Below are 20,357 nucleotides of genomic sequence, written 5' to 3'. Positions count from 1 at the left end.
CGCGCTCAGGCCGCGCGTCGGACGACGACCGCGCCGGGCCCCGCGAGGGCGGGGCGGTCGCCCGCGGTGTCCAGGTCGAAGGCGGCGAGGACCTCGGCGACAGGGCCCACGGCGGTCTCGAGGTCCAGGCGCTCGGTGCCGCGATGGGCGAGCACCGCGAGGTCCCCGCGACGCAGCACGACGGTCCGCTCGCTCAGCACGTCGACCTCGACCGCGGCGAGCGACCGGTCGCGCAGGGCCTCCTCGCGGCGCACGAGATGCAGGAGCTGCGTGTACCAGTCGAGCAGGCGGGCGTGGTCGCCGCGGGTCCGCTCGTCCCAGTCGAGCATCGAGCCGCGGAAGGTCGAGACGGCCTGGGGGTCGGGCACCGGGTCGGCCCAGTCCATCTTCGCGAACTCCTCGGTGCGACCCGCGGTGACGAGCGCGCCGAGCTCCTCGTCGTGGTCGGTGAAGTAGGCGAACGGGGTGCTCGCGCCCCACTCCTCGCCCTGGAAGAGCATCGCGGTGGTGGCGCCGCACAGGATCAGCGCGGTCGCCGCGGCGTGCTGGCCGGGGCTCACGCTCGCGTCGATCCGGTCCCCGGCGGCACGGTTGCCCACCTGGTCGTGGTCCTGGAGGAAGGCGACGAAGGAGTGCGCGTCGTAGGCGCTCGAGTCCGGGTCCACGGGCGCGCCCCAGGTGCGGTCGCGGAAGGACGAGTAGCCGCCGTCGTGCTCGAAGACGCGGGTGAGGGTCTTGGCGAGGGTCGCCGCGGAGCCGAAGTCGCCGTAGTACCCCTCGCGCTCGCCCGTGACCCAGGCGTGCACGGCGTGGTGCACGTCGTCGGCCCACTGCATGTCCATGCCCAGCCCGCCCCGGGCGGTCGGGGTCACCATGCGCGGGTCGTTGAGATCGGACTCGGCGATGAGGGTCAGCGGCCGGCCGACCGCGTCCGACCAGGTGGCCACGGCGTCGGACAGCTCGGCCAGCAGGTGCCGCGGGGAGTCGTCGCGCAGCTCGTGGACGGCGTCGAGGCGCAGGCCGTCGAGGTCGAAGTCGAGCAGCCACTGGCGGGCGTTGCCCAGGAGGAAGGCGCGCACCTCGTCGCTGCCGTCGGTGTCGAGGTTCACGGCCGAGCCCCACGGGGTGTGGTGGGCGTCGGTGAAGTAGGGGCCGAAGGCGCCGAGGTAGTTGCCGTCGGGCCCGAGGTGGTTGTAGACGACGTCGAGGACCACGCCGAGTCCGCGCTCGTGCGCGGCCGCGATGAAGCGGGCGAAGGCCTGCGGGCCCCCGTAGGCGAGATGGGTCGCGTACAGGTCCACGCCGTCGTAGCCCCAGCCGCGGTCGCCCGGGAAGGCGGCCACGGGCATCACCTCGATCGCGTCGACGCCGAGCGCGACGAGATCGTCGAGCCGCTCGATCGCGGAGTCGAAGGTGCCGCCGGAGCCGTCGGGCCCCGGCGTGAACGTGCCGACGTGGAGCTCGTACAGCGTGCGCCCGCGCAGGTCGATGCCCCTCCACGGCTCGTGGCGGGCGAGCGCGGCGACGTCGACGACCTCGCTCGCGCCGTGCACGCCCTCGGGCTGCAGGAGCGAGCGCGGGTCGGGCAGCCACGGGCCTTCGCCGTCGAGACGGAACGCGTACCGGTCGCCCGGTCGGGCCGGTCGGTCCGCGAGGCCCCACCAGCCGCCCGCGCCGCGGGACAGGGCGAGCACGTCCGTCGTCTCCGCGCCGTGGGCGCGCACGCCGATCTCGACCCGGTCCGCGTCCGGTGCCCACACGGCGTACCGGGACGGGGCGCGCGGGCCCGGGTCGTGCGTGCCGGGGGCCGCGGGGACGGGGGCGCTCATCGGGTCTCCTTCGTGAGCAGGGCCACCGGCAGATCGGTCAGCAGCTCCGCGAGCTGGACGGGCCCGCCCGGCACCTCGCGTCCGGTGAGGCGGTCGGTCCAGGTCCCTTCGGGCAGCACGATGCTCGCCTCGCCCCACCCGCCGCGCTGGGCGAGCCCCGAGGCGAGGCGGGTCGCGACGGCGACGACCTCGGCCGGGGCGTCCTCGTGGCCGCGGGCGAAGGCGACGGCGTGCCCGGAGGTGGTGGCGACGGCCTGGTAGGTCGTGCCGCGTCCGCGGAACAGGTCGGGGCGCTCGGAGCGCAGCGTGAGAGCGCGGTGGGTCAGCCACAGCTTCTCGTCGGCGACGCCGTCGGGGCGGGCGCCGTCGGTCATGCGGGCCAGGCGCTCGGCGTGGGCGGCGTGGTCCACCGCACGGCGGTTGTCCGGGTCGACGAGGGAGAAGTCGGTGGTCTCGTTGCCCTGGTACACGTCGGGCACGCCCGGCATGAGGAGCTGGACGAGCTTCTGGCCGAGGATCGCCGCCCGCTGGGCGGGGGCGGTGCGGCGGGTCCAGTCCTCGAGGATCTCGGCGACCTTCTCGGAGGCGAGGGCGTCGGCCGCGAGCTGCAGGACGCCGGCCTCGTACTCCGCGTCGGGCTCGGTCCAGGTGGTGTGGACCTTGGCCTCGCGCATCGCCTTGGTGAGGTAGCCCTCGAGCCGCTCGTAGGTGATGCGCGCGGTCGGGGAGCCCGGCAGCTCCCACGTCCCGGCGAGCGTCTGCCACAGCAGCAGGGCGGTCGCGCCGTCCACCCGGTCGCTGCGTCCGGCGAGCGTCGCCTCGCGCAGGGCGGTCACGGTCTGGGACCACTCGGCCGGCAGCTCGGTGAGCACGGCCAGGCGGGCCCGGACGTCCTCGCTGCGCTTGGTGTCGTGCGTCGACAGCGTGGTCATCGAGTCGGGGAAGGTGCGCAGCATGCGCTGGCAGTGGTCGTGCAGGTCGTCGGGCTCGACGCCGATGCGGTCGGGGTCCGAGCCCACCTCGTTGACCGCGATGAAGCGGTTGTAGCGGTAGAACGCGGTGTCCTCGAGCCCCTTGGCGTGGATGGGGCCGCACGTCTGCGCGAAGCGCACGATGAACTCGCCGCGGTCGGGCGTGTCGGTGCGGCCGGCGCTGCCCACCTCGTCGCCGCACGCGAGAGCCACGACGATGTCGAGCGCCGCTCCGGCGTCGGCGTCGTCGCCGAGCGCGAGGCGCGCACGGTCGGCCGCGTGCACGATCACCTCGCGCTGGGCGCGCGGGGCGTGCTCGCCGGGCACGATGTAGGCGCGGTAGCGGTCCATCGACTCCAGGAGCGCGACGATCGCGCGCTGGATGTGGCGTCGGGTGGTGTCGCGCAGGCGGATGTCCTCCGCGCAGATGCGATGCACGAGCGCGGTCAGCCGCTCGATCTCGGCCCACAGGCTCGTGGTCACGACGAGCCGGGTCGAGTCGGCCGCGATCTCCTTGAAGGGGCGCAGGTCGCCGGTGCTGTGCTGCCACAGGTGGGTGAGCTCGAGGGTGCCGCGGGCGTCGTGGAACAGGCCGCCCACGCGGCGCAGGGCGTCGTAGCCGGTGGTGCCGGCGCACGCGAAGTCGCTCGGCAGCTGCTCGTCGCCCTCGAGGATCTTCTCGACCACGGTCCACGCGCCGCCGGAGGCGGCGGCGAGCTCGGCGAGGTAGCCGCGGGGGTCGGCGAGCCCGTCCGGATGGTCGATCCGGAAGCCGTCGATCACGCCCTGCTCGTGCAGCGACAGCAGCAGGCGGTGGGTGGCCTCGAACACGGCGGGGTCCTCGACGCGAACCGCGGCGAGCGTGTCGACGTCGAAGAACCGCCGATAGTTCAGCTCGTCGTCGGCGACCTTCCAGTAGGCCAGGCGGTACCACTGGCGCTCGAGCAGGTCGGCGATGCCGTGGGACTCGGTGCCCTCGGCGACAGGCAGGACGTGGTCGAAGTAGCGCACCACGCGCTCGGTGTGCGAGGTGCCGTCGGGCCCGGGGATCTCGATCTCGTCGAGTCCGATCTCGCCATCGGCCAGCACCTGGCCGATCGGGCGACCCAGCACGGGCACCAGGATGCCGCGCTCGGTGGTCGCGTCGAGGTCGAACCAGGACACGTACGGCGAGGCGGGACCGTTGCGCAGCACGTCCCACAGGGCGTGGTTGTGCCAGATCGGGGTCGGGATCGCCATGTGGTTGGGCACCACGTCGACGATCAGGCCCATGCCGTGCGCGTGGGCCGCCTCGGACAGGCGGCGCAGGCCGTCCTCGCCGCCGCACTCGTCGCTGATCCGCGCATGGTCGACGACGTCGTAGCCGTGCGTCGAGCCGGGCGCCGCCTGCAGCACGGGGGAGCAGAACACGTGCCCCACGCCGAGGCGCGCGAGGTACGGCACGAGACGCGCCGCGTCGTCGAAGGTGAAGTCGGCGTGCAGCTGCAGACGGTAGGTGCTCGTGGGCACGGGGCCGCCGGTCATGAGGCGTCCTTCGGCTCGTCCTCCGCCGGCTCCTCGGGCGCGTCGTCCTCGTCCTCGGGCTCCGGGTCGCTCGTGGGCGCCTCGTCGGTCGGCTCGTCCTCCGAGGCCGCCTCCTCGGGCTCGTCAGTCGCGGGCTCCTCCGCGGCGGGCGCGGCGGGCGGCACCTCGGTCACCGCGGCACCGGTGGTCCCGGGCGTCGCCGAGGCGGCGTCGGTCCCCGTCTTCTCGACGGCCGCGCCGATCGAGTCGACCGGGGCGTGGGAGCCGGGGCGCGCGGCGGCGGGCTCGCTGTGCGGGTGTCCCAGGATGAGCATCGCGTACGGGTCGAGGGTCAGCAGGGTGTCCGGCTCGAACACCTGCCCCTTCTCGATCGCGCTCGCGGTGCCGTTGATGACGGTCCAGCTCTCGCCGTAGTCGGCGACCGGGATCGTGAACTCGACGCCGTTGCCCGAGCCGTTGAACATGATCAGGGCCGAGTCGTCGACGATGCGCTCGCCGCGCTCATTGGGCTCGGGGATCCCGGAGCCGTTGAGGAACACGGTCATGCACTTGTTGAGCGGCTCGTCCCAGTCCTCACGCTCCATGGGGGTGCCGTCGGTGCCCATCCAGACCACGTCCGGCAGCTGCGAGGGCGCGCCCTCCCGCACGACACCCTGCAGGAAGCGGCGGCGGCGGAAGATCGGGTGGGCCCGGCGCAGCGCGATCATCTCCCGCGTGAAGTCGAGCATCTCCTGCCGGTCCTCGTCGATGTCCCAGTCCACCCACGACAGCTCGTTGTCCTGGCAGTAGGAGTTGTTGTTGCCGTCCTGGGTGCGACCGATCTCGTCGCCGTGCAGGATCATCGGCACGCCCTGGGAGATCAGCAGCGTCGCCATGAAGTTCTTGGCCCGCCGCAGGCGCAGCGCGGTGATGTCCGCGTCGTCGGTGGGACCCTCGACCCCCGAGTTCCAGGACCGGTTGTGGCTCTCGCCGTCGTTGCCGCCCTCGCCGTTGGCCTCGTTGTGGCGGTCGTTGTAGGACACGAGGTCGCGCAGGGTGAAGCCGTCGTGGGCGGTCACGAAGTTGATCGACGCGATGGGCGTGCGGCCCGAGTGCTGGTAGAGGTCCGAGGAGCCGGCCAGGCGCGAGGAGAACTCCCCGAGGGTGCCCGGCTCGCCGCGCTCGAAGTCGCGCACGGTGTCGCGGTAGCGGCCGTTCCACTCCGACCACAGGGGCGGGAAGCCGCCCACCTGGTAGCCGCCCTCGCCGAGGTCCCACGGCTCGGCGATGAGCTTGACCTGGGAGATGATCGGGTCCTGCTGGATGATGCCGAAGAAGGCCGACAGGCGGTCGACCTCGTGCAGCTCGCGCGCGAGCGTCGAGGCGAGGTCGAAGCGGAAGCCGTCGACGTGCATCTCGGTGACCCAGTAGCGCAGCGAGTCCATGATCAGCTGCAGCACATGGGGCGTGCGCATGAGCAGCGAGTTCCCGGTGCCCGTGGTGTCGTAGTAGTGGGCCTGGTCGCCGTCCACGAGACGGTAGTACGACGCGTTGTCGATGCCGCGGAAGCACAGGGTCGGGCCCTTCTCGTTGCCCTCGGCCGTGTGGTTGTAGACGACGTCGAGGATGACCTCGATGTTCGCCTCGTGGAGGTTCTTGACCATCTGCTTGAACTCCTGGACCTGCTGGCCCTCCTGCCCCGCGTAGGCGTACTCGTTGTGCGGAGCGAAGAAGCCGATGGTGTTGTAGCCCCAGTAGTTGCGCAGGCCCTTCTCCTGCAGGTGCCCGTCCTGGACGAACTGGTGGACGGGCATCAGCTCGACCGCCGTGATCCCGAGCGACTTGAGGTGGTCGATCGTCACGGGATGGCCCATCGCGACGTACGTGCCCCGGATGCTGTCCTCGATGCCCGGGTGCGTCATCGTCAGGCCCTTGACGTGCGCCTCGTAGATGACGGTGTCGTGGTACTCGTGGGCCGGCGGATGGTCGTTGCCCCAGTCGAAGAAGGGCGAGACGACGACCGAGTGCATCGTGTGCGCGGCCGAGTCGTCCTCGTTGCGCGCGCTCGGGTCGGAGAAGTCGTAGGAGTACAGCGACGGGTGGTTGGCGACCATGCCCTCGATCGCCTTGGCGTACGGGTCCAGCAGGAGCTTGGACGGGTCGCAGCGCTGGCCCTTCGCGGGGTCGTAGGGGCCGTGCACGCGGAAGCCGTAGCGCTGCCCGGGCTGCACGGAGGGGAGGTAGACGTGCCACACGTGCGCGTCAACCTCGGTGATGGGGACCTTCGTCTCCGCTCCGTCGGCGGCGATGAGGCACAGCTCGACCGCCTCGGCGGCCTCCGAGAAGAGGGCGAAGTTCGTGCCGACGCCATCGAAGGTCGCGCCGAGCGGGTAGGACTGTCCGGGCCAGATCTGCATGGTCGCAAGCCTACCGGCGCAACCCTGGACTCCCCTACGCGGAGGGGAGTGGGTCACGTGGTGGGACGAGCCGATCGGTCGGGTCCGCGCCGCCGGGCGGTGGCGCGGAGGTCCGCGCACAGCACGAGAGCCCCGGATCGACGAGGATCCGGGGCTCTCGGGGAGCTGGTGGGCGATACTGGGATCGAACCAGTGACCTCTTCCGTGTCAGGGAAGCGCGCTACCGCTGCGCCAATCGCCCGTTGCTGTCCGGCGGAACCGGAGTGCGAGGTGGGTACGGGATTCGAACCCGTGTACACGGCTTTGCAGGCCGTTGCCTCGCCTCTCGGCCAACCCACCGGGGTGCGGTGCTGTCATGCGAGCGGACGACGGGACTCGAACCCGCGACCCTCACCTTGGCAAGGTGATGCTCTACCAACTGAGCCACGTCCGCATGTCGGCACTGCCGACGAGGGAACACAGTACGCGGGGCCGGTGCGGCGGCGCAAACCGATCCGGGCGCGGGTGTCGCAGGTCACCGCACCCGACGCGGCGGGGTCGCAGGAGGGGAGCGGGCGGTGCGCCGTTCCCACGCCCATGGTCCAGGTCACACGGCCCCGATGCGACGACAGCGCTGGTCGTCATGTACTGTCGTTCAGGTCCTGCCGAGTGCGGGGCACACACCTTCGGGCGATTGGCGTAGTGGTAGCGCGCTTCCTTCACACGGAAGAGGTCACTGGTTCGATCCCAGTATCGCCCACGAGGATCCCGGCTCCGGCTCGGGAGATCTCATGCGGACGTGGCTCAGTTGGTAGAGCATCACCTTGCCAAGGTGAGGGTCGCGGGTTCGAGTCCCGTCGTCCGCTCCAGCGCACGGCGCCCCGGTGGGCCTCTTCGGCCTGTCGCGGGCGCCGTCGTTCTGAGGGCGATTGGCGCAGCGGTAGCGCGCTTCCCTGACACGGAAGAGGTCACTGGTTCGATCCCAGTATCGCCCACTCACGAAAAACCCTGATCATTCAGGGTTTTTTTGCGTCTCTGAGGCGTCAAGGACGACGACCGCGGTACCTGCGCGGTACTCGGGATTCCCTCAGCCGGATCGTTGTCGGGCTTTGCTAGCGTGATCGTATGACTTTGCAACCCCTCCACGCATGGACGGGGACCATCGCTGCGCACCGGGACTGGGTGCGAGGCTGGATAGCGAACCCGAAGCAGAGAGAGCAGTTCGAGACCGACTGGAACACGAAGATCCACGTCGTCTGCGCGGTCGGTTCACAGCTCGACCTGGACGATACATCCGGCTGGCAGGCCCTCGGTGTCGTATTCGGTGACGCACTGAGCATGGTCACCGGCTATCCGTGGGCTGAACTGACCGACGAGTACGGCACGGCGCCGTGTCTCGTGATCAATGCCGCTGCTGAGGCAGCTCTGTTTCCCCTCACCATGCTCAGCAAACGGGCCGAAGGCGGCGAATGCCCCGATACCGACGTGATAGCCGATCTCTTTCAGCACGCCATCGACCACGGTCGACAGGTCGAGAACCTACTCGCCAGCGAATCCTGATCCGCATCACAGAAGCGTTTCTCTGAGCGCCCCAGTGTGATGTCCACAGAGGTTGTTCTCGATCCTGCTGATGGGAGGGGCGCCGATCAGGAAGCCCCGCCGCATCCGTGACGCCGTGCCGGTGAGCGCCGCATCCGTGACACCGTGCCGGAGAGCACGGTCGAGGATGAGCGGTTCGGACGCTACGTCGCACGTTCACCTGCCGGACGGTGACGTACCACGCGTCACCGTGTCTCCGCCCACATCCTGTCCCGGTGAGCACCGGACCGGCGCGCCGGCGCGTTCATGCGCATGCCCTACGTGCGGGCTGTTCGCAGGGCGTCCACGTCCTCGTCCCTACGACGTGTTCGAGGTCGTCCCCGTGGTTCCGCCGAGGCCCCGATCGACGGGGCACCCGGGGTGCCCGTCCGCGTCTGTGGCCCGCAGCCTCCGCCCCGCGCCGGGGCGACGTGCAGGGCACGCGGCCGAGTGGCACGTTTCCGTCGCTCTGCGGGACGTGTGCGACGGGAACGTGCATCTCGATGCCGGATTCCGACGGGAACGTGAACCACGATGCCGGGGCTTGGGTGCGCACGTGCGGCTCGGGTCGCACGTGGTCGATCGGCCGCGGCTGCAAGCCTCCTGACCGCCGGCAGCACACGCTCAGCCGTCGCGGTCCATCGTGATGTGCTCGGCGAAGAGACCGGGCCATGCGACGACGCCGTACGGGTTGCGGGCGGTCACCAGGCGGCTGTCCTCGATCAGGGTGTGCAGCGTGCGCGCGGTCTTGAGGGGGTGCCCGTAGTCCTTGGTCCACGCGAGGATGAGCACGGGCACATCCAGGCCCCGCACGACGTCCTTCGGCGGCAGATCCGAGATCGCGGCCCCGCGCAGCACGGTGGGCATCAGGTCCGCGGCGACCGTGGGATAGGTGGCGGGGGCGGCCATGAGCGCAGGCGGGACCGGCCCGTCGGCCCCGAGCTCGAGATACGCCTCGAGGCCCGCCTTCTCGACGAGCGCCGCGTTCGCCCGGTACACGGCCGCCTGGGCGGGACGTGTCCCCCACGCGGTCGGCGGGGTGATGAGCGTCAGCGTCGTGAAGCGCTCAGGGTCCCGCGCCGCGGCATGCAGCAGCGTGCCCGTCCCCATCGACGGCCCCACGCCGTGCACCTTCTCCCCGGGCGCCACGATGTCCAGCAGGGTGAGCAGGTCCTCGGCGAGCGCGCTCCAGGTGTAGTCGCGCTCGTTCCAGGAGCCCGACGACTCCCCGTGCCCCCGGGCGTCGTAGCGCAGCACCCGGTGCCCGTGCAGGACCTTGCCCAGGTCCAGCCCCATCTGCTCGTCCCGCACACGGCTCGAGAGCAGGCCGTGCAGCTGCACCACGAGCGGGCCGGAGTCCGCCGAGAGGTCGAGGGCGAGGTCGACACCTCGCACAGGCAGAGTGGGCATGTGACCTCCCGGGCCGCCGATCGGATCGCGAGACCCTAGACTACGTCGCCATGCGCCTCGCCAGCATCGTCAGCGCAGGGCTGCCCGCGGGCGCGCTGCACTCCCTCGACCTCCGCCTGCGCCCGCTCCCGGACGCCCCCGTGCCGGTCTCCTTCGACCAGGGCCGGCATGTGGGAGCCGGGGACCGGCCCGGCTCCTGGCTGGCCCTGTCGCTGCGCGTGCCCGAGCACGCCCCCGAGAGCCTCGAGAGGGCGTGGAGGCGCGTCGTCGCGCGGCACGGGGACCTGCGCACGGTGTTCTCCCGCGGCGACGACGGGGCTCTGACCTGTCATGAGGCCGAGGTCGACTGCCGCGACTGGGACGAGCACCCCGTGGGATCGAGCATGGACGCGGCGGTCCAGGAGCTGCTGGATGCGACCTGTCGTCCCTTCGGCGCGCCCTCGCACCGCCTGTGCCGGATCACGCCCGATGCCGCCGCCGAGGACGGCCGCCCTGTCGTCGTCATCGCCTCCGACCACGCCCACGTGGACATGTGGTCGATGATGGTCCTCGCCCACGACCTGCTCGAGGCTCTCGAGACCGGGGAGGACCTGCCGCGCGCGGCGAGCTTCGGCGAGCACAGCGCCCTCCTGGCCTCGGCGCCGCCCGCGCCCCTCGAGGTGCGCGAGGCCTGGGAGCGGGCGCTCGCCGAGGGCGGAGGGACCATGCCGGTCTTCCCGCTGCCTCTCGGGGAGCTGTCCGTGCCCGTGCCGGATGCGGTCGAGGTGCGCGACGTGCTCGACGCGGCCGGTACCGAGGGCCTCGCGGCGGCAGCGGCGGCGCAGGGGGTGCGGACCACCGCGCTCGCCCTCGCGCTGCTCGCCCAGGTCACCGAGCAGCTCAGCGGACAGCGTCTGCGCGCTGTCTTCCCTGTTCACAGCCGACATGAGCAGAGATGGCTCTCCTCGTGCGGCTGGTTCATCACCAACGCCGTGCTCGACGTGCCCGCCGCCGACCCCGCCGAGGCGGCCGCCGCGGTGCGACGAGCCCTCACGCTGGGCTCGGTGCCGCTCGCGCCGATCTTCGCGCCCCGGGGCGGCATGCCCGTGCCCGCCGGCATGTTCGCGCTCTCCTGGATGGACATGCGCCGCATGAGCGTGTCCCTCCCCGCCACGGCCGACGTGCGCGCCATCACCGCCTCGGTGCCCACGAACGGACTCATGATCTGGTTCGTGCTCGAGGACGCCGGTCTCCACCTGCGCTGCCGCTACCCGGACACCGCCGTGGCCCGCAGCTCGGTGGGCGCCTGGCTGGACGAGATCCAGCGGACGTTCCGTGAGGCCGCCGACGCCTGATCCGCGCATGACACTCGGGCCGGCCGCACCGTGACGGGCTCGGCGCCCCTCGTTCATCGAGGCGCGAGCTCGAGCACGGCGGTCTGGCCGTCCGGTGAGGCGTGGAGGCGGGCGTCGAAGCCGGCCAGGCGCGCCGCGGCCGTCGCGGCGTCGAGCTGCGCCTCGTTCAGCTCGAGCAGGAGCCGTCCGGTGGGGGCGAGCCAGCGGCCCGCTCGTGCGATGAGGGCTCGCGCCGGGTCGAGGCCGTCGTCCCCGCCGAACAGGGCCTGTGCGGGCTCGAAGTCACGGGCCTCGCGGGGGAGGAGGTCGGCCGCGTCGCTCGGCACGTACGGGGGGACCGCCGCGATCACGTCGACGCGCCCGCGGAGCGCCTTCGGCAGCGGGTCGAGCACGTCGCCGCGATGGACGCCGGCCTCGGCGGGGAGGTTGCGTCGCGCGTGGGCGAGGGCGGCCTCCTCCCGCTCGGTCACGTGGATCGTGGTGTGCGGCAGGGCCGCGCAGACGGCGGCCGCGACGGGGGCGACGCCCGCGAAGGCCTCGACGAAGACCGGATCTGCACGGCCTGCGAGCGCCTCGATCGCCGTGTCCGCCAGCAGCAGGGTGCGCTGGCGCGGCACGAACACGCCGGGCCCCACGCTCAGACGAAGGCCAGGTCCAATGGCTGCTCGCCCCCTCGATCGACATGGCCGAGCGTCTCCGCGGGCTCTGGGCCTCGCTGCGGGCACGGTCGTGGCTCGATCCCGGTGCGACGACGGGCTGCGGCGCGGTCGCCTCCTGATCGGGCGCCCCGGCCCTCCCCGGTCGACGTGCCGCGGGCGGTCGCGTCGTGACGCCCCGGGGCCCGCACTACCATGGTCCGCGGAGCCGGCACGGTAGGCCGGATCGCACCGAACCCAAGGAGACCCCGTGGCCCAGTACGCCATCACCCTCGACGGCATCGAGCAGCAGATCGAGGAGGGCAGCACCGGGACGGACGTCTTCGCCGGTCGCACCGACGTCGTGGCCCTGCGCATCGACGGAGAGCTGCGCGACCTCGGGACGCCGCTCGCGGCCGGACAGATCGTCGAGGGCGTGGAGCTGGGCAGCGACGACGGCCTGTCGATCCTGCGCCACAGCGCCGCCCACGTGCTCGCGCAGGCCGTGCAGAAGGTCAACCCCGACGCGAAGCTCGGCATCGGCCCGCCCATCACCGACGGCTTCTACTACGACTTCGACGTCGCCGAGCCGTTCACCCCCGACTCGCTCAAGGCGCTCGAGAAGGAGATGAACCGGATCATCAAGGAGGGGCAGCGCTTCGTCCGCCGCGAGATCAGCGACGACGACGCCCGCGCCGAGGAGCGCGACGAGCCCTACAAGCTCGAGCTGATCGGGCTCAAGTCGACCGCCTCGGACGCCGCCGAGGGCGCGAACGTCGAGGTCGGCGAGGGCGGCCTGACCATGTACGACAACGTCAACCGCCGCGGCGAGGTGGTCTGGACCGACCTGTGCCGGGGCCCCCACCTGCCCACCACGAAGCTCATCGGCAACGGCTTCGCGCTCACGCGCTCGGCCGCCGCCTACTGGCGGGGCAGCGAGAAGAATCCGATGCTCCAGCGCATCTACGGCACCGCCTGGCCCAGCAAGGACGAGCTGCGTGCCTACCAGGAGCGCATCGCCGAGGCCGAGCGCCGCGACCACCGCCGCCTCGGCGCCGAGCTCGACCTGTTCTCGTTCCCCGACGAGATCGGCTCCGGTCTGCCGGTGTTCCATCCCAAGGGCGCGATGATCCGCATGGAGATGGAGGACTACTCGCGTCGCCGCCACGTCGAGGCCGGCTACTCCTTCGTCAACACCCCGCACATCACCAAGAAGAACCTCTTCGAGACCTCGAAGCACCTCGAGTGGTACGCCGACGGCATGTACCCGCCCATGCATATCGACGAGGAGACGGACGCGGAGGGCAACGTCACCAAGCAGGGCCAGGACTACTACCTCAAGCCCATGAACTGCCCGATGCACAACCTCGTCTACCGCTCCCGGGGCCGCTCCTACCGCGAGCTGCCGCTGCGCCTGTTCGAGTTCGGCAGCGTCTACCGGTACGAGAAGTCCGGTGTCGTGCACGGCCTCACCCGGGCCCGCGGGTTCACCCAGGACGACGCGCACATCTACACCACCCGCGAGCAGATGAAGGAGGAGCTAGCGAGCCTGCTCGGCTTCGTGCTCGACCTCCTGCGCGACTACGGCCTCGACGACTTCTACCTCGAGCTGTCCACGCGCGATCCCGAGAAGTCCGTCGGCGACGACGCCACCTGGGAGGAGGCGACGGCCACCCTCGAGGAGGTCGCGACCGCCTCCGGGCTCGCCCTCGTCCCCGACCCGGGCGGCGCCGCGTTCTACGGCCCCAAGATCTCGGTGCAGGCCAAGGACGCGATCGGGCGCACCTGGCAACTCTCCACGATCCAGCTCGACTTCTTCGAGCCCGAGCTCTTCGAGCTCGAGTACACCGCCCCCGACGGCTCGCGCCAGCGCCCGGTCATGATCCATCGGGCCCTGTTCGGCTCGATCGAGCGCTTCTTCGGCGTGCTCCTCGAGCACTACGCCGGCGCGTTCCCCGTCTGGCTCGCCCCGGTCCAGGTGGTCGGCATCCCCGTCGCCGCCGAGTACGTGCCGTATCTCGAGGAGGTCGCCGGGAAGCTGCGCGCCCGCGGCGTGCGCGTCGAGATCGACGCCTCGGACGACCGCATGCAGAAGAAGATCCGTACCCGCACCAAGGAGAAGGTGCCCTACCTGCTCATCGCGGGCGGCGAGGACCAGGCGGTCGGCGCCGTGTCCTTCCGCATGCGCGACGGCAGCCAGGACAACGGGATCCCCGTCGACGAGGCGGTCGAGCGCATCGTCGCGGCCATCCGGGACAAGGCGCAGGTGTGAGCGCCCCCGGGAGCGACGAGCACGTGCGGATCGACGCGGCGGGCGACTTCCCCGGAGAGCCCGACGGCCTCGAGCGGCTGTGGACGCCGCACCGGATGGTCTACATCCAGGGCGAGGGCAAGCCGGCCGATCCCTTGGACGCCGAGCAGTGCCCCTTCTGCGCCGGGCCGCAGCGCTCGGACGAGGACGCCCTCATCGTCCACCGCGGGAGCACCGCCTTCGTGATCCTCAACCTGTTCCCCTACAACAGCGGGCACCTGCTCGTGTGCCCGTACCGCCACGTCGCCGACTACACGGAGCTGACGCAGGACGAGGTGCTCGAGGTGGCCGAGCTGACCCGCACCGCGATGCGCGTGATCCGCGAGGTGAGCGGGCCCGCCGGCTTCAACCTGGGCATGAACCAGGGCGCGGTGGCCGGCGCCGGGATCGCCGCCCACCTGCACCAGCACGTCGTGCCCCGCTGGGAGGGCGACGCGAACTTCCTGCCGATCGTCGGGCGGACCAAGGCCCTCCCGATCCTCCTGGCCGACACGCGCCGCCAGTACGCCGAAGCATGGCCGGAGCCCGGCGGCGAGGGGAGGGGGGCCTGATGCTCGGACGCGAGGCCCGCCCCGCGGTCGGCACGGCGTTCTCGCCCGTCGCACGCATGCTCGTGCGCTGGCACATCACACCCGACCTCATCACCTGGACCGGCACGATCCTCACGTGCGTGCTCGCGCTCGTGCTGCTGATCCCCGGCCACCTCGTGATCGGCCCGATCGTGCTGACGCTCGTGGTGCTCGCCGACAGCCTCGACGGCCTGGTCGCACGCATGACGGGCACCTCGAGCCCATGGGGCGCCTTCCTCGACTCGACCCTCGACCGCATCGCCGACGGGGTCGTGCTGGGCGCCCTGGCCGTCCACTACCTCGCCGTCGCCGATCGCGGCCCGCTCACCATCGCGTGCGGCGTGCTCGCGCTCGCCGCGGTCGTGCTCGGCGCGGCCGTGTCCTACGCCAAGGCGCGCGCGCAGTCCCTCGGCATGACCGCCGACGTCGGTCTCATGGAACGCGCCGACCGGTTCGTCGTGATCCTCATCGGCACGTTCCTGGCCGGGCTCGTAGGGCCGTGGACGATGCTCGTCGCGATGGCGATCCTGGTCGCCGGGAGCGCGTGGACCGTGGGTCAGCGCATGGTCGAGGTCCATCGCCAGGGCCGGCCCGCCCCGGACGTGCAGGTCTCGCCGTGAGCGGCGCGCCCCCGATCCCCCCGGCCCCCGGGCGCGACCGCGCCGCGGGCGGGCCGCCGCCTCCCGTGCCGGGTGACGAGGGGCGCTACGCGTACGACGTCGCCCGCAGCGACCCGCGGGGCCCGGGCAGCCTGGGGGAGGGGCCGGCCGCGCCCGCGCGGGCACGGAGGCCCTGGGTCCGCCGGGCCGCCTGGATCGGCGGCTTCGCCCTGCTCGCGCTCATCGCGGCGGGCGTGTCCGTCTACGTCGCCGTGAAGATCGGGCCGGGCACCGCGCTCGTCGCCTTCACGACGGCGCTCGTGCCCGTCGCGATCGTGCTGGCGGCCGTGTGGTGGCTCGACCGCTACACGCCCCAGCCCCGCAGCACGCTCCTGTTCGCCTTCGGCTGGGGAGCGGCCATGTCCGTCGCTCTCGCGCTCGTCATCGGCACGGTCGTCGAGCTCACCCTGATCGGCGAGGACACCGAGGCCGATGTCGCGCAGTTCCTGGGCGCGGTCGTGCAGGCCCCGATCGTCGAGGAGTCGATGAAGTCCGCCGGGCTGCTCGTGCTCCTCCTGTTTGGCCGGCGCTACATCTCCGGTCCCCTCGACGGGGTGGTGTACGCCGTGCTCATCGCGGGCGGCTTCGCCTTCACCGAGAACATCCTGTACTTCGGGCAGGCCTTCGCGCAGTCGCAGGCGGCGGGGGAGACCTCCGCGTTCTGGCAGACCTTCCTGATGCGCGGCCTCATGTCGCCGTTCGCGCACGCCGGCTTCACATCGCTCGCGGGCCTCGGGATCGGCATCGCCGCCGAGCGCCGCTCGCTGCCGCTGTACATCGGCCTCGGCATCGGCGGCCTCTCGCTCGGCATGTGCCTGCACGCCCTGTGGAACGGCGCGACGTTCTTCATCGACGTGGACCCCGAGGAGCCGCTGCGGGGCTTCCTGACCTACTACGCGATCGTGCAGATCCCGATCTTCCTGATCCTCGCGGCGATCATGGCGTGGCTGCGATGGCGCGAGCGGACGATCGTGCGTCGCCAGCTGAGCGCCTACGGGCGCGCGGGCTGGTTCACGCCCGACGAGGTCACGATGATGCTCTCGATGCGCTCGCGCCGCCGCGCCGAGGCGTGGGCCGCGCGCCACGGCGCCAACGCCCGCACCGCCATGCGCGACCTGATCCGCGCCGCGGTCCAACTCGCGATGGATCGCAACAGCGCCCGGCACGCCCGTCGCCGCACCGAGCGGATCCGCCGCGACGAGCGCGACCTGCTCGAGCGGATCACCTCCGACCGCCGCCTGATCGATGCGCTGACCCGCCCCGTCGCCCGCCCGGCCCCGGCCGGGGCGCCCACGGACACGCCGGAGCGCGTCGCCTCGTGAGGGCCGCGGCAGGCCGCGCCGCGTCCACCCTCGGTGGACGTGGACAGGGGGAGCACAGCGCCCTCGTACAATGGTGAGGCGCGCCTCGTGCCGTCCTGTGTCCTCCGGGCCCGGACCTCGCGGGTCAGGGCCTCGTGGGCCCGGCCCTCTCGGTCCCCGTCCCGGCTCCGCGGGCGCGAGAGCGGACACCCCAGCTGTGAAGGAGAGTCATGTCGGGTCATTCCAAGTGGGCGACGACCAAGCACAAGAAGGCCGCGATCGATGCCAAGCGCGGCAAGCTGTTCGCCAAGCTCATCAAGAACATCGAGGTCGCGGCCCGCACGGGCGGCGCCGACCCCGCGGGCAACCCGACGCTGTTCGACGCCATCCAGAAGGCCAAGAAGACCTCGGTCCCCAATGACAACATCGACCGCGCCGTCAAGCGCGGCGGCGGCCAGGAGGCCGGCGGCGCCGACTACCAGACCCTCATGTACGAGGGCTACGCGCCCGGCGGCGTCGCCGTGCTCGTCGAGTGCCTGACCGACAACAAGAACCGCGCCGTCTCCGAGGTCCGCGTGGCCTTCAGCCGCAACGGCGGCAACATGGCCGACTCCGGCTCGGTGTCCTACATGTTCCAGCGCAAGGGCGTGGTCACCCTGCCCAAGGCGGAGCACACCGAGGACGAGCTGCTCGAGACCGTGCTCGACGCCGGCGCCGAGGAGATCAACGACGAGGGCGACACCTTCGAGATCGTCTGCGAGGCCACTGACGTGGTCGCCGTGCGCACGGCCCTGCAGCAGGCGGGCATCGACTACGACAGCGCCGAGGCGCAGTTCGTGCCGAACATGCGCACCGAGGTCGATCTCGACGGCGCCCAGAAGGTGTTCCGCCTGATCGACGCGCTCGAGGACAGCGACGACGTGCAGAACGTCTACACCAACATCGAGATCCCCGACGACGTCGCGGCCCAGCTCGACGACGAGGCCTGAGCAGGCGGTCCCATGCCGCTGAGGGTCCTCGGGGTCGACCCCGGTCTCACCCGCTGCGGCGTCGGCGTGCTCGACGCCGGTGCCGGGCGCGGCGCCCACCTCGTCGACGTCGGCGTGGTGCGGTCGAGCCCGGACGACCCGATCGACCGTCGGCTGCTCGCGATCTCGCGCGGGCTGCGCGAGGTGATCGAGCTGCACGTGCCCGACGTCGTCGCCGTCGAGCGCGTGTTCAGCCAGAACAACACGCCGACCGTGATGGGCACCGCCCAGGTCTCCGGGATCGCGATCCTGCTCGCCGCCGAGCGCGGCATCCCGATCGCGATGCACACGCCGAGCGAGGTCAAGGCGGCCGTGACCGGCAACGGCCGGGCCGACAAGAAGCAGATCCAGACCATGCTGGTCAAGCTGCTGGGGCTGTCCGGTCCGCCGCGGCCGGCCGATGCGGCCGACGCCCTCGCGATCGCGCTCACCCAGCTGTGGCGCGGCCCCGGTCCGGTGCGCCTCGACGCCGCGGGCGCGGCCCGCACGAGCGCCCAGGCGGTGTGGGCGCAGGCCGAGCGCTCGGCCCGGCACGCCCGGGAATCCTCCACCTCCCGCTTCTGATCGAACACACGTTCTAGGGTTGTCCCCGTGATCTCCACTCTCACCGGGCGCGTGGCCGCCATCTCCCTCGACGCCCTCGTCCTCGACGTCTCGGGCGTCGGCTTCGCGGTCCGCACCACCCCCCAGGCCCTCGCCGACGCGCGGCACGGCCAGGAGCTGACCATGCACACCGAGCTCGTCGTGCGCGAGGACTCCCTGACCCTGTTCGGCTTCCCCCGCCCGGAGGAGACCGAGGTCTTCCGGATCGTGCAGTCGGTCTCGGGGATCGGCCCGCGCATCGCGCTCGCGGTGCTGGCCGTGCTCACCCCGGACGATCTGCGGCGCGCGGTCGCCACGGGCGACACCGCCGCGATCACCCGCACCCCCGGGATCGGCCCCAAGGTCGCCCAGCGCATGGTGCTCGAGCTCAAGGACCGGCTGGGAGCGCCCTCCGCCCCGACCGCCGAGGCGACGGCCCCGGCCGTGCCCGCGACCCCCGCGCCGGGCGTCGGCGCCGACGTCGCCCAGGCCCTGATCGGTCTCGGCTGGCCCGAGAAGGCCGCCGCCGACGCCGTCGACCGGGCCCTCGCCGATGCCGAGGACGAGACCGTCGAGCCGGGCGCGCTCCTGCGCACGGCCCTGCGCACGCTCGGCGGCACCCGATGACGGACCCCGGATCGGGCGCCTTCGAGTCCGGCCTCGACGCGACCGCCCGCAGCGCCGCCTCGCCCGCCGACCGCTCGCTCACGAGCGCCGAGTCCTCGGCGATCGAGCGCGCCGCCGAAGCGGCCCTGCGTCCCCGCCGGCTCGAGGAGTTCGTCGGCCAGGGGGTCGTGCGCGAGCAGCTGTCCCTCGTGCTCGACGCGGCCTCCGCGCGGGGACGCGCACCCGAGCACGTCCTGCTCTCGGGCCCGCCCGGGCTCGGCAAGACGACGCTGGCGATGATCATCGCCGCCGAGCTCAACGCGCCGCTGCGCATCACCTCGGGGCCGGCCGTGCAGCACGCGGGCGACCTCGCCGCGATCCTGTCCTCCCTCGAGGAGGGCGAGGTGCTGTTCATCGACGAGATCCATCGCCTCGCGCGTCCCGCCGAGGAGATGCTCTACATGGCGATGGAGGACTTCCGGGTCGACGTCGTGGTCGGCAAGGGCGTGGGCGCGACCTCGATCCCGCTCGAGCTGCCCCCCTTCACCGCGGTCGGCGCGACGACGCGGGCGGGGCTGCTGCCCTCGCCCCTGCGCGACCGCTTCGGCTTCACGGGCCACCTGGACTACTACCGCCCCGACGAGCTGCTCACGGTCGTGCTGCGCTCGGGACAGCGTCTGGGCGTCGAGGTGGACCACGAGGCCGCCGCCGAGATCGCCTCGCGCTCGCGCGGCACGCCCCGCATCGCCAACCGGCTCCTGCGGCGCGTGCGGGACTGGTCGGAGGTGCGCGGCAGCGGGCGCATCGACCTTGAGGCCGCCCGCGCCGCGCTCGTGGTCTACGAGGTCGACGAGCGCGGGCTCGACCGCCTCGACCGCGCCGTCCTGCGAGCCCTGTGCGAGCGCTTCGCCGGGGGACCGGTGGGGCTGTCGACGCTCGCCGTCGCCGTCGGCGAGGAGACCGAGACGGTCGAGACGATGGTCGAGCCGTTCCTCGTGCGCGAGGGCCTCATCTCCCGCACCCCTCGGGGCCGCGTCGCGACGCCCGCCACCTGGGCCCACCTCGGGGAGGAGAGTCCGGATCCCTCGGCCGGCGCCTCCCCGACGCTCGGCCGTTTCTGAGCCGTCCGCGGGCGGGGTGAGTCACACCCCACCCCTCTCGTCCACCCTCCTCTCAGGGCCGGTCGGGTAGAGTGACCGCGCCACCCGAGCGCCCCTGGGCGCGCCGACGAAAGGATCCTCGTGGACCCGATTCTTCTGCTCCTGGTCGTCTTCGCCGTGATGATGATCCCGATGCTGCTCATGTCGAACCGCCAGAAGAAGGCGCAGCGTCAGCAGCAGGAACGTCTCTCCCAGCTCGGCGTCGGCGACGAGGTGCGCACGCACTCGGGCTTCTACGGCATCATCGTCGAGGAGTTCGGCGACACCGTGATCCTCGAGTCCGAGTCCGGTGCCCAGCTGAAGTGGGCCCGCGCCGCGATCTCGATGAAGGTCGAGCCGACCGACGAGGCTCCCGTCGTCGAGGGCGAGGGCGAGGTCGCCGCGCACGACGGTGCGGACGACGTCGTCGATCCCGTCGAGACCGTGCGCGACGAGCGTGACATCCCCGGTGTGACCTCGCGGGACACCGACCGCCGCTGACCTCG

At 72.1% G+C, this 20,357-nt stretch carries 16 protein-coding genes and 6 tRNA genes; 14 read left to right on the top strand and 8 right to left on the bottom strand.

Annotated elements, in window-relative coordinates; all coding sequences use genetic code 11:
• Positions 1–5 precede the first annotated feature (5 nt).
• The 6 genes from treZ to BRM3_RS13170 form a co-directional block, all read right to left on the bottom strand.
• Positions 6–1,829 (bottom strand): malto-oligosyltrehalose trehalohydrolase, encoded by a 1,824-nt coding sequence (treZ, locus tag BRM3_RS13195; protein WP_263593755.1) that lies wholly within the window; start codon positions 1,827–1,829, stop codon positions 6–8.
• Positions 1,826–4,324 (bottom strand): malto-oligosyltrehalose synthase, encoded by a 2,499-nt coding sequence (gene treY / locus BRM3_RS13190; protein WP_263593754.1) that lies wholly within the window; start codon positions 4,322–4,324, stop codon positions 1,826–1,828. Before treY ends, treZ begins: the two co-directional genes overlap by 4 nt.
• Complete coding sequence (gene glgX, locus BRM3_RS13185; RefSeq protein WP_263593753.1) at positions 4,321–6,720, bottom strand: glycogen debranching protein GlgX; 2,400 nt, start codon at positions 6,718–6,720, stop codon at positions 4,321–4,323. Before glgX ends, treY begins: the two co-directional genes overlap by 4 nt.
• Positions 6,721–6,886: 166 nt before the next feature.
• Positions 6,887–6,961: transfer RNA gene (locus BRM3_RS13180), tRNA-Val, on the bottom strand.
• Positions 6,962–6,988: 27 nt separating this feature from the next.
• Positions 6,989–7,059, bottom strand: a tRNA-Cys gene (locus tag BRM3_RS13175).
• A 21-nt stretch (positions 7,060–7,080) separates the two neighbouring features.
• Positions 7,081–7,153 (bottom strand) — tRNA-Gly (locus tag BRM3_RS13170).
• 234 nt (positions 7,154–7,387) lie between these two features.
• On the opposite strand from BRM3_RS13170, the gene BRM3_RS13165 reads away from it, so the two are divergent.
• From BRM3_RS13165 to BRM3_RS13150, 4 genes are all read left to right on the top strand, one after another.
• Positions 7,388–7,459, top strand: a tRNA-Val gene (locus BRM3_RS13165).
• Positions 7,460–7,492: 33 nt separating this feature from the next.
• A tRNA-Gly gene (locus BRM3_RS13160) sits at positions 7,493–7,568 on the top strand.
• Between the two features lie 54 nt (positions 7,569–7,622).
• Positions 7,623–7,694 (top strand) — tRNA-Val (locus BRM3_RS13155).
• 130 nt (positions 7,695–7,824) lie between these two features.
• Positions 7,825–8,259 (top strand): DUF3806 domain-containing protein, encoded by a 435-nt coding sequence (locus tag BRM3_RS13150; RefSeq protein WP_263593752.1) that lies wholly within the window; start codon positions 7,825–7,827, stop codon positions 8,257–8,259.
• 642 nt (positions 8,260–8,901) lie between these two features.
• Here the strand turns inward: BRM3_RS13150 and BRM3_RS13145 are convergent.
• The gene (locus BRM3_RS13145) at positions 8,902–9,687 is read right to left on the bottom strand and encodes an alpha/beta fold hydrolase (protein ID WP_263593751.1); all 786 of its coding nucleotides are present in this window, start codon (positions 9,685–9,687) and stop codon (positions 8,902–8,904) included.
• A 50-nt stretch (positions 9,688–9,737) separates the two neighbouring features.
• On the opposite strand from BRM3_RS13145, the gene BRM3_RS13140 reads away from it, so the two are divergent.
• Positions 9,738–11,021 carry a condensation domain-containing protein gene (locus tag BRM3_RS13140; RefSeq protein ID WP_263593750.1) on the top strand — a complete coding sequence of 428 codons (1,284 nt, stop codon included), beginning with the start codon at positions 9,738–9,740 and terminating at the stop codon, positions 11,019–11,021.
• Positions 11,022–11,074: 53 nt separating this feature from the next.
• On the opposite strand, the gene BRM3_RS13135 is transcribed toward BRM3_RS13140, so the two are convergent.
• Positions 11,075–11,644, bottom strand: coding sequence for a class I SAM-dependent methyltransferase (locus BRM3_RS13135; protein ID WP_263593749.1), 570 nt, complete (start codon positions 11,642–11,644; stop codon positions 11,075–11,077).
• A 283-nt stretch (positions 11,645–11,927) separates the two neighbouring features.
• Between BRM3_RS13135 and thrS the strand changes: the two genes are divergently transcribed.
• The 9 genes from thrS to yajC all read left to right on the top strand — a co-directional run bounded on the left by thrS (position 11,928) and on the right by yajC (position 20,352).
• Positions 11,928–13,928: a threonine--tRNA ligase gene (gene thrS, locus BRM3_RS13130; RefSeq protein WP_263593748.1), complete on the top strand. Its 2,001-nt coding sequence runs from the start codon at positions 11,928–11,930 to the stop codon at positions 13,926–13,928.
• A complete protein-coding gene (locus BRM3_RS13125; protein WP_263593747.1) occupies positions 13,925–14,518 on the top strand; it encodes an HIT family protein in 594 nt (197 codons plus the stop codon). The genes thrS and BRM3_RS13125 overlap by 4 nt, the downstream gene beginning before the upstream one ends.
• Positions 14,518–15,156: a phosphatidylinositol phosphate synthase gene (pgsA, locus tag BRM3_RS13120; protein WP_263593746.1), complete on the top strand. Its 639-nt coding sequence runs from the start codon at positions 14,518–14,520 to the stop codon at positions 15,154–15,156. Before BRM3_RS13125 ends, pgsA begins: the two co-directional genes overlap by 1 nt.
• Complete coding sequence (locus BRM3_RS13115; RefSeq protein ID WP_263593745.1) at positions 15,153–16,517, top strand: PrsW family intramembrane metalloprotease; 1,365 nt, start codon at positions 15,153–15,155, stop codon at positions 16,515–16,517. Before pgsA ends, BRM3_RS13115 begins: the two co-directional genes overlap by 4 nt.
• 209 nt (positions 16,518–16,726) lie before the next feature.
• Positions 16,727–17,485 carry a YebC/PmpR family DNA-binding transcriptional regulator gene (locus BRM3_RS13110; RefSeq protein ID WP_263593744.1) on the top strand — a complete coding sequence of 253 codons (759 nt, stop codon included), beginning with the start codon at positions 16,727–16,729 and terminating at the stop codon, positions 17,483–17,485.
• Positions 17,486–17,497: 12 nt separating this feature from the next.
• Positions 17,498–18,088: a crossover junction endodeoxyribonuclease RuvC gene (ruvC, locus tag BRM3_RS13105; RefSeq protein WP_263593743.1), complete on the top strand. Its 591-nt coding sequence runs from the start codon at positions 17,498–17,500 to the stop codon at positions 18,086–18,088.
• Between the two features lie 27 nt (positions 18,089–18,115).
• Positions 18,116–18,733: a Holliday junction branch migration protein RuvA gene (gene ruvA, locus BRM3_RS13100; RefSeq protein ID WP_263593742.1), complete on the top strand. Its 618-nt coding sequence runs from the start codon at positions 18,116–18,118 to the stop codon at positions 18,731–18,733.
• Positions 18,730–19,833 (top strand): Holliday junction branch migration DNA helicase RuvB, encoded by a 1,104-nt coding sequence (gene ruvB / locus BRM3_RS13095; RefSeq protein ID WP_263593741.1) that lies wholly within the window; start codon positions 18,730–18,732, stop codon positions 19,831–19,833. Before ruvA ends, ruvB begins: the two co-directional genes overlap by 4 nt.
• A 120-nt stretch (positions 19,834–19,953) precedes the next feature.
• Positions 19,954–20,352 carry a preprotein translocase subunit YajC gene (yajC, locus tag BRM3_RS13090; protein WP_263593740.1) on the top strand — a complete coding sequence of 133 codons (399 nt, stop codon included), beginning with the start codon at positions 19,954–19,956 and terminating at the stop codon, positions 20,350–20,352.
• Positions 20,353–20,357: the final 5 nt, after the last annotated feature.

The organism is Brachybacterium huguangmaarense, assembly GCF_025725725.1.
GTDB lineage: Bacteria > Actinomycetota > Actinomycetes > Actinomycetales > Dermabacteraceae > Brachybacterium > Brachybacterium huguangmaarense.
Note: the sequence above shows the minus strand (reverse complement) of the source record. Positions and strands in the feature narration are given on the sequence as shown.

Bases quoted from the DNA above. Each gene is read 5' to 3' on its own strand.
- treY (WP_263593754.1), bottom strand. From the start codon at position 4,324: ATGACCGGCGGCCCCGTGCCCACGAGCACCTACCGTCTGCAGCTGCAC.
- ruvB (WP_263593741.1), top strand. From the start codon at position 18,730: ATGACGGACCCCGGATCGGGCGCCTTCGAGTCCGGCCTCGACGCGACC.
- BRM3_RS13150 (WP_263593752.1), top strand. From the start codon at position 7,825: ATGACTTTGCAACCCCTCCACGCATGGACGGGGACCATCGCTGCGCAC.
- treZ (WP_263593755.1), bottom strand. From the start codon at position 1,829: ATGAGCGCCCCCGTCCCCGCGGCCCCCGGCACGCACGACCCGGGCCCG.
- glgX (WP_263593753.1), bottom strand. From the start codon at position 6,720: ATGCAGATCTGGCCCGGACAGTCCTACCCGCTCGGCGCGACCTTCGAT.
- pgsA (WP_263593746.1), top strand. From the start codon at position 14,518: ATGCTCGGACGCGAGGCCCGCCCCGCGGTCGGCACGGCGTTCTCGCCC.
- BRM3_RS13110 (WP_263593744.1), top strand. From the start codon at position 16,727: ATGTCGGGTCATTCCAAGTGGGCGACGACCAAGCACAAGAAGGCCGCG.
- BRM3_RS13145 (WP_263593751.1), bottom strand. From the start codon at position 9,687: ATGCCCACTCTGCCTGTGCGAGGTGTCGACCTCGCCCTCGACCTCTCG.
- BRM3_RS13140 (WP_263593750.1), top strand. From the start codon at position 9,738: ATGCGCCTCGCCAGCATCGTCAGCGCAGGGCTGCCCGCGGGCGCGCTG.
- ruvC (WP_263593743.1), top strand. From the start codon at position 17,498: ATGCCGCTGAGGGTCCTCGGGGTCGACCCCGGTCTCACCCGCTGCGGC.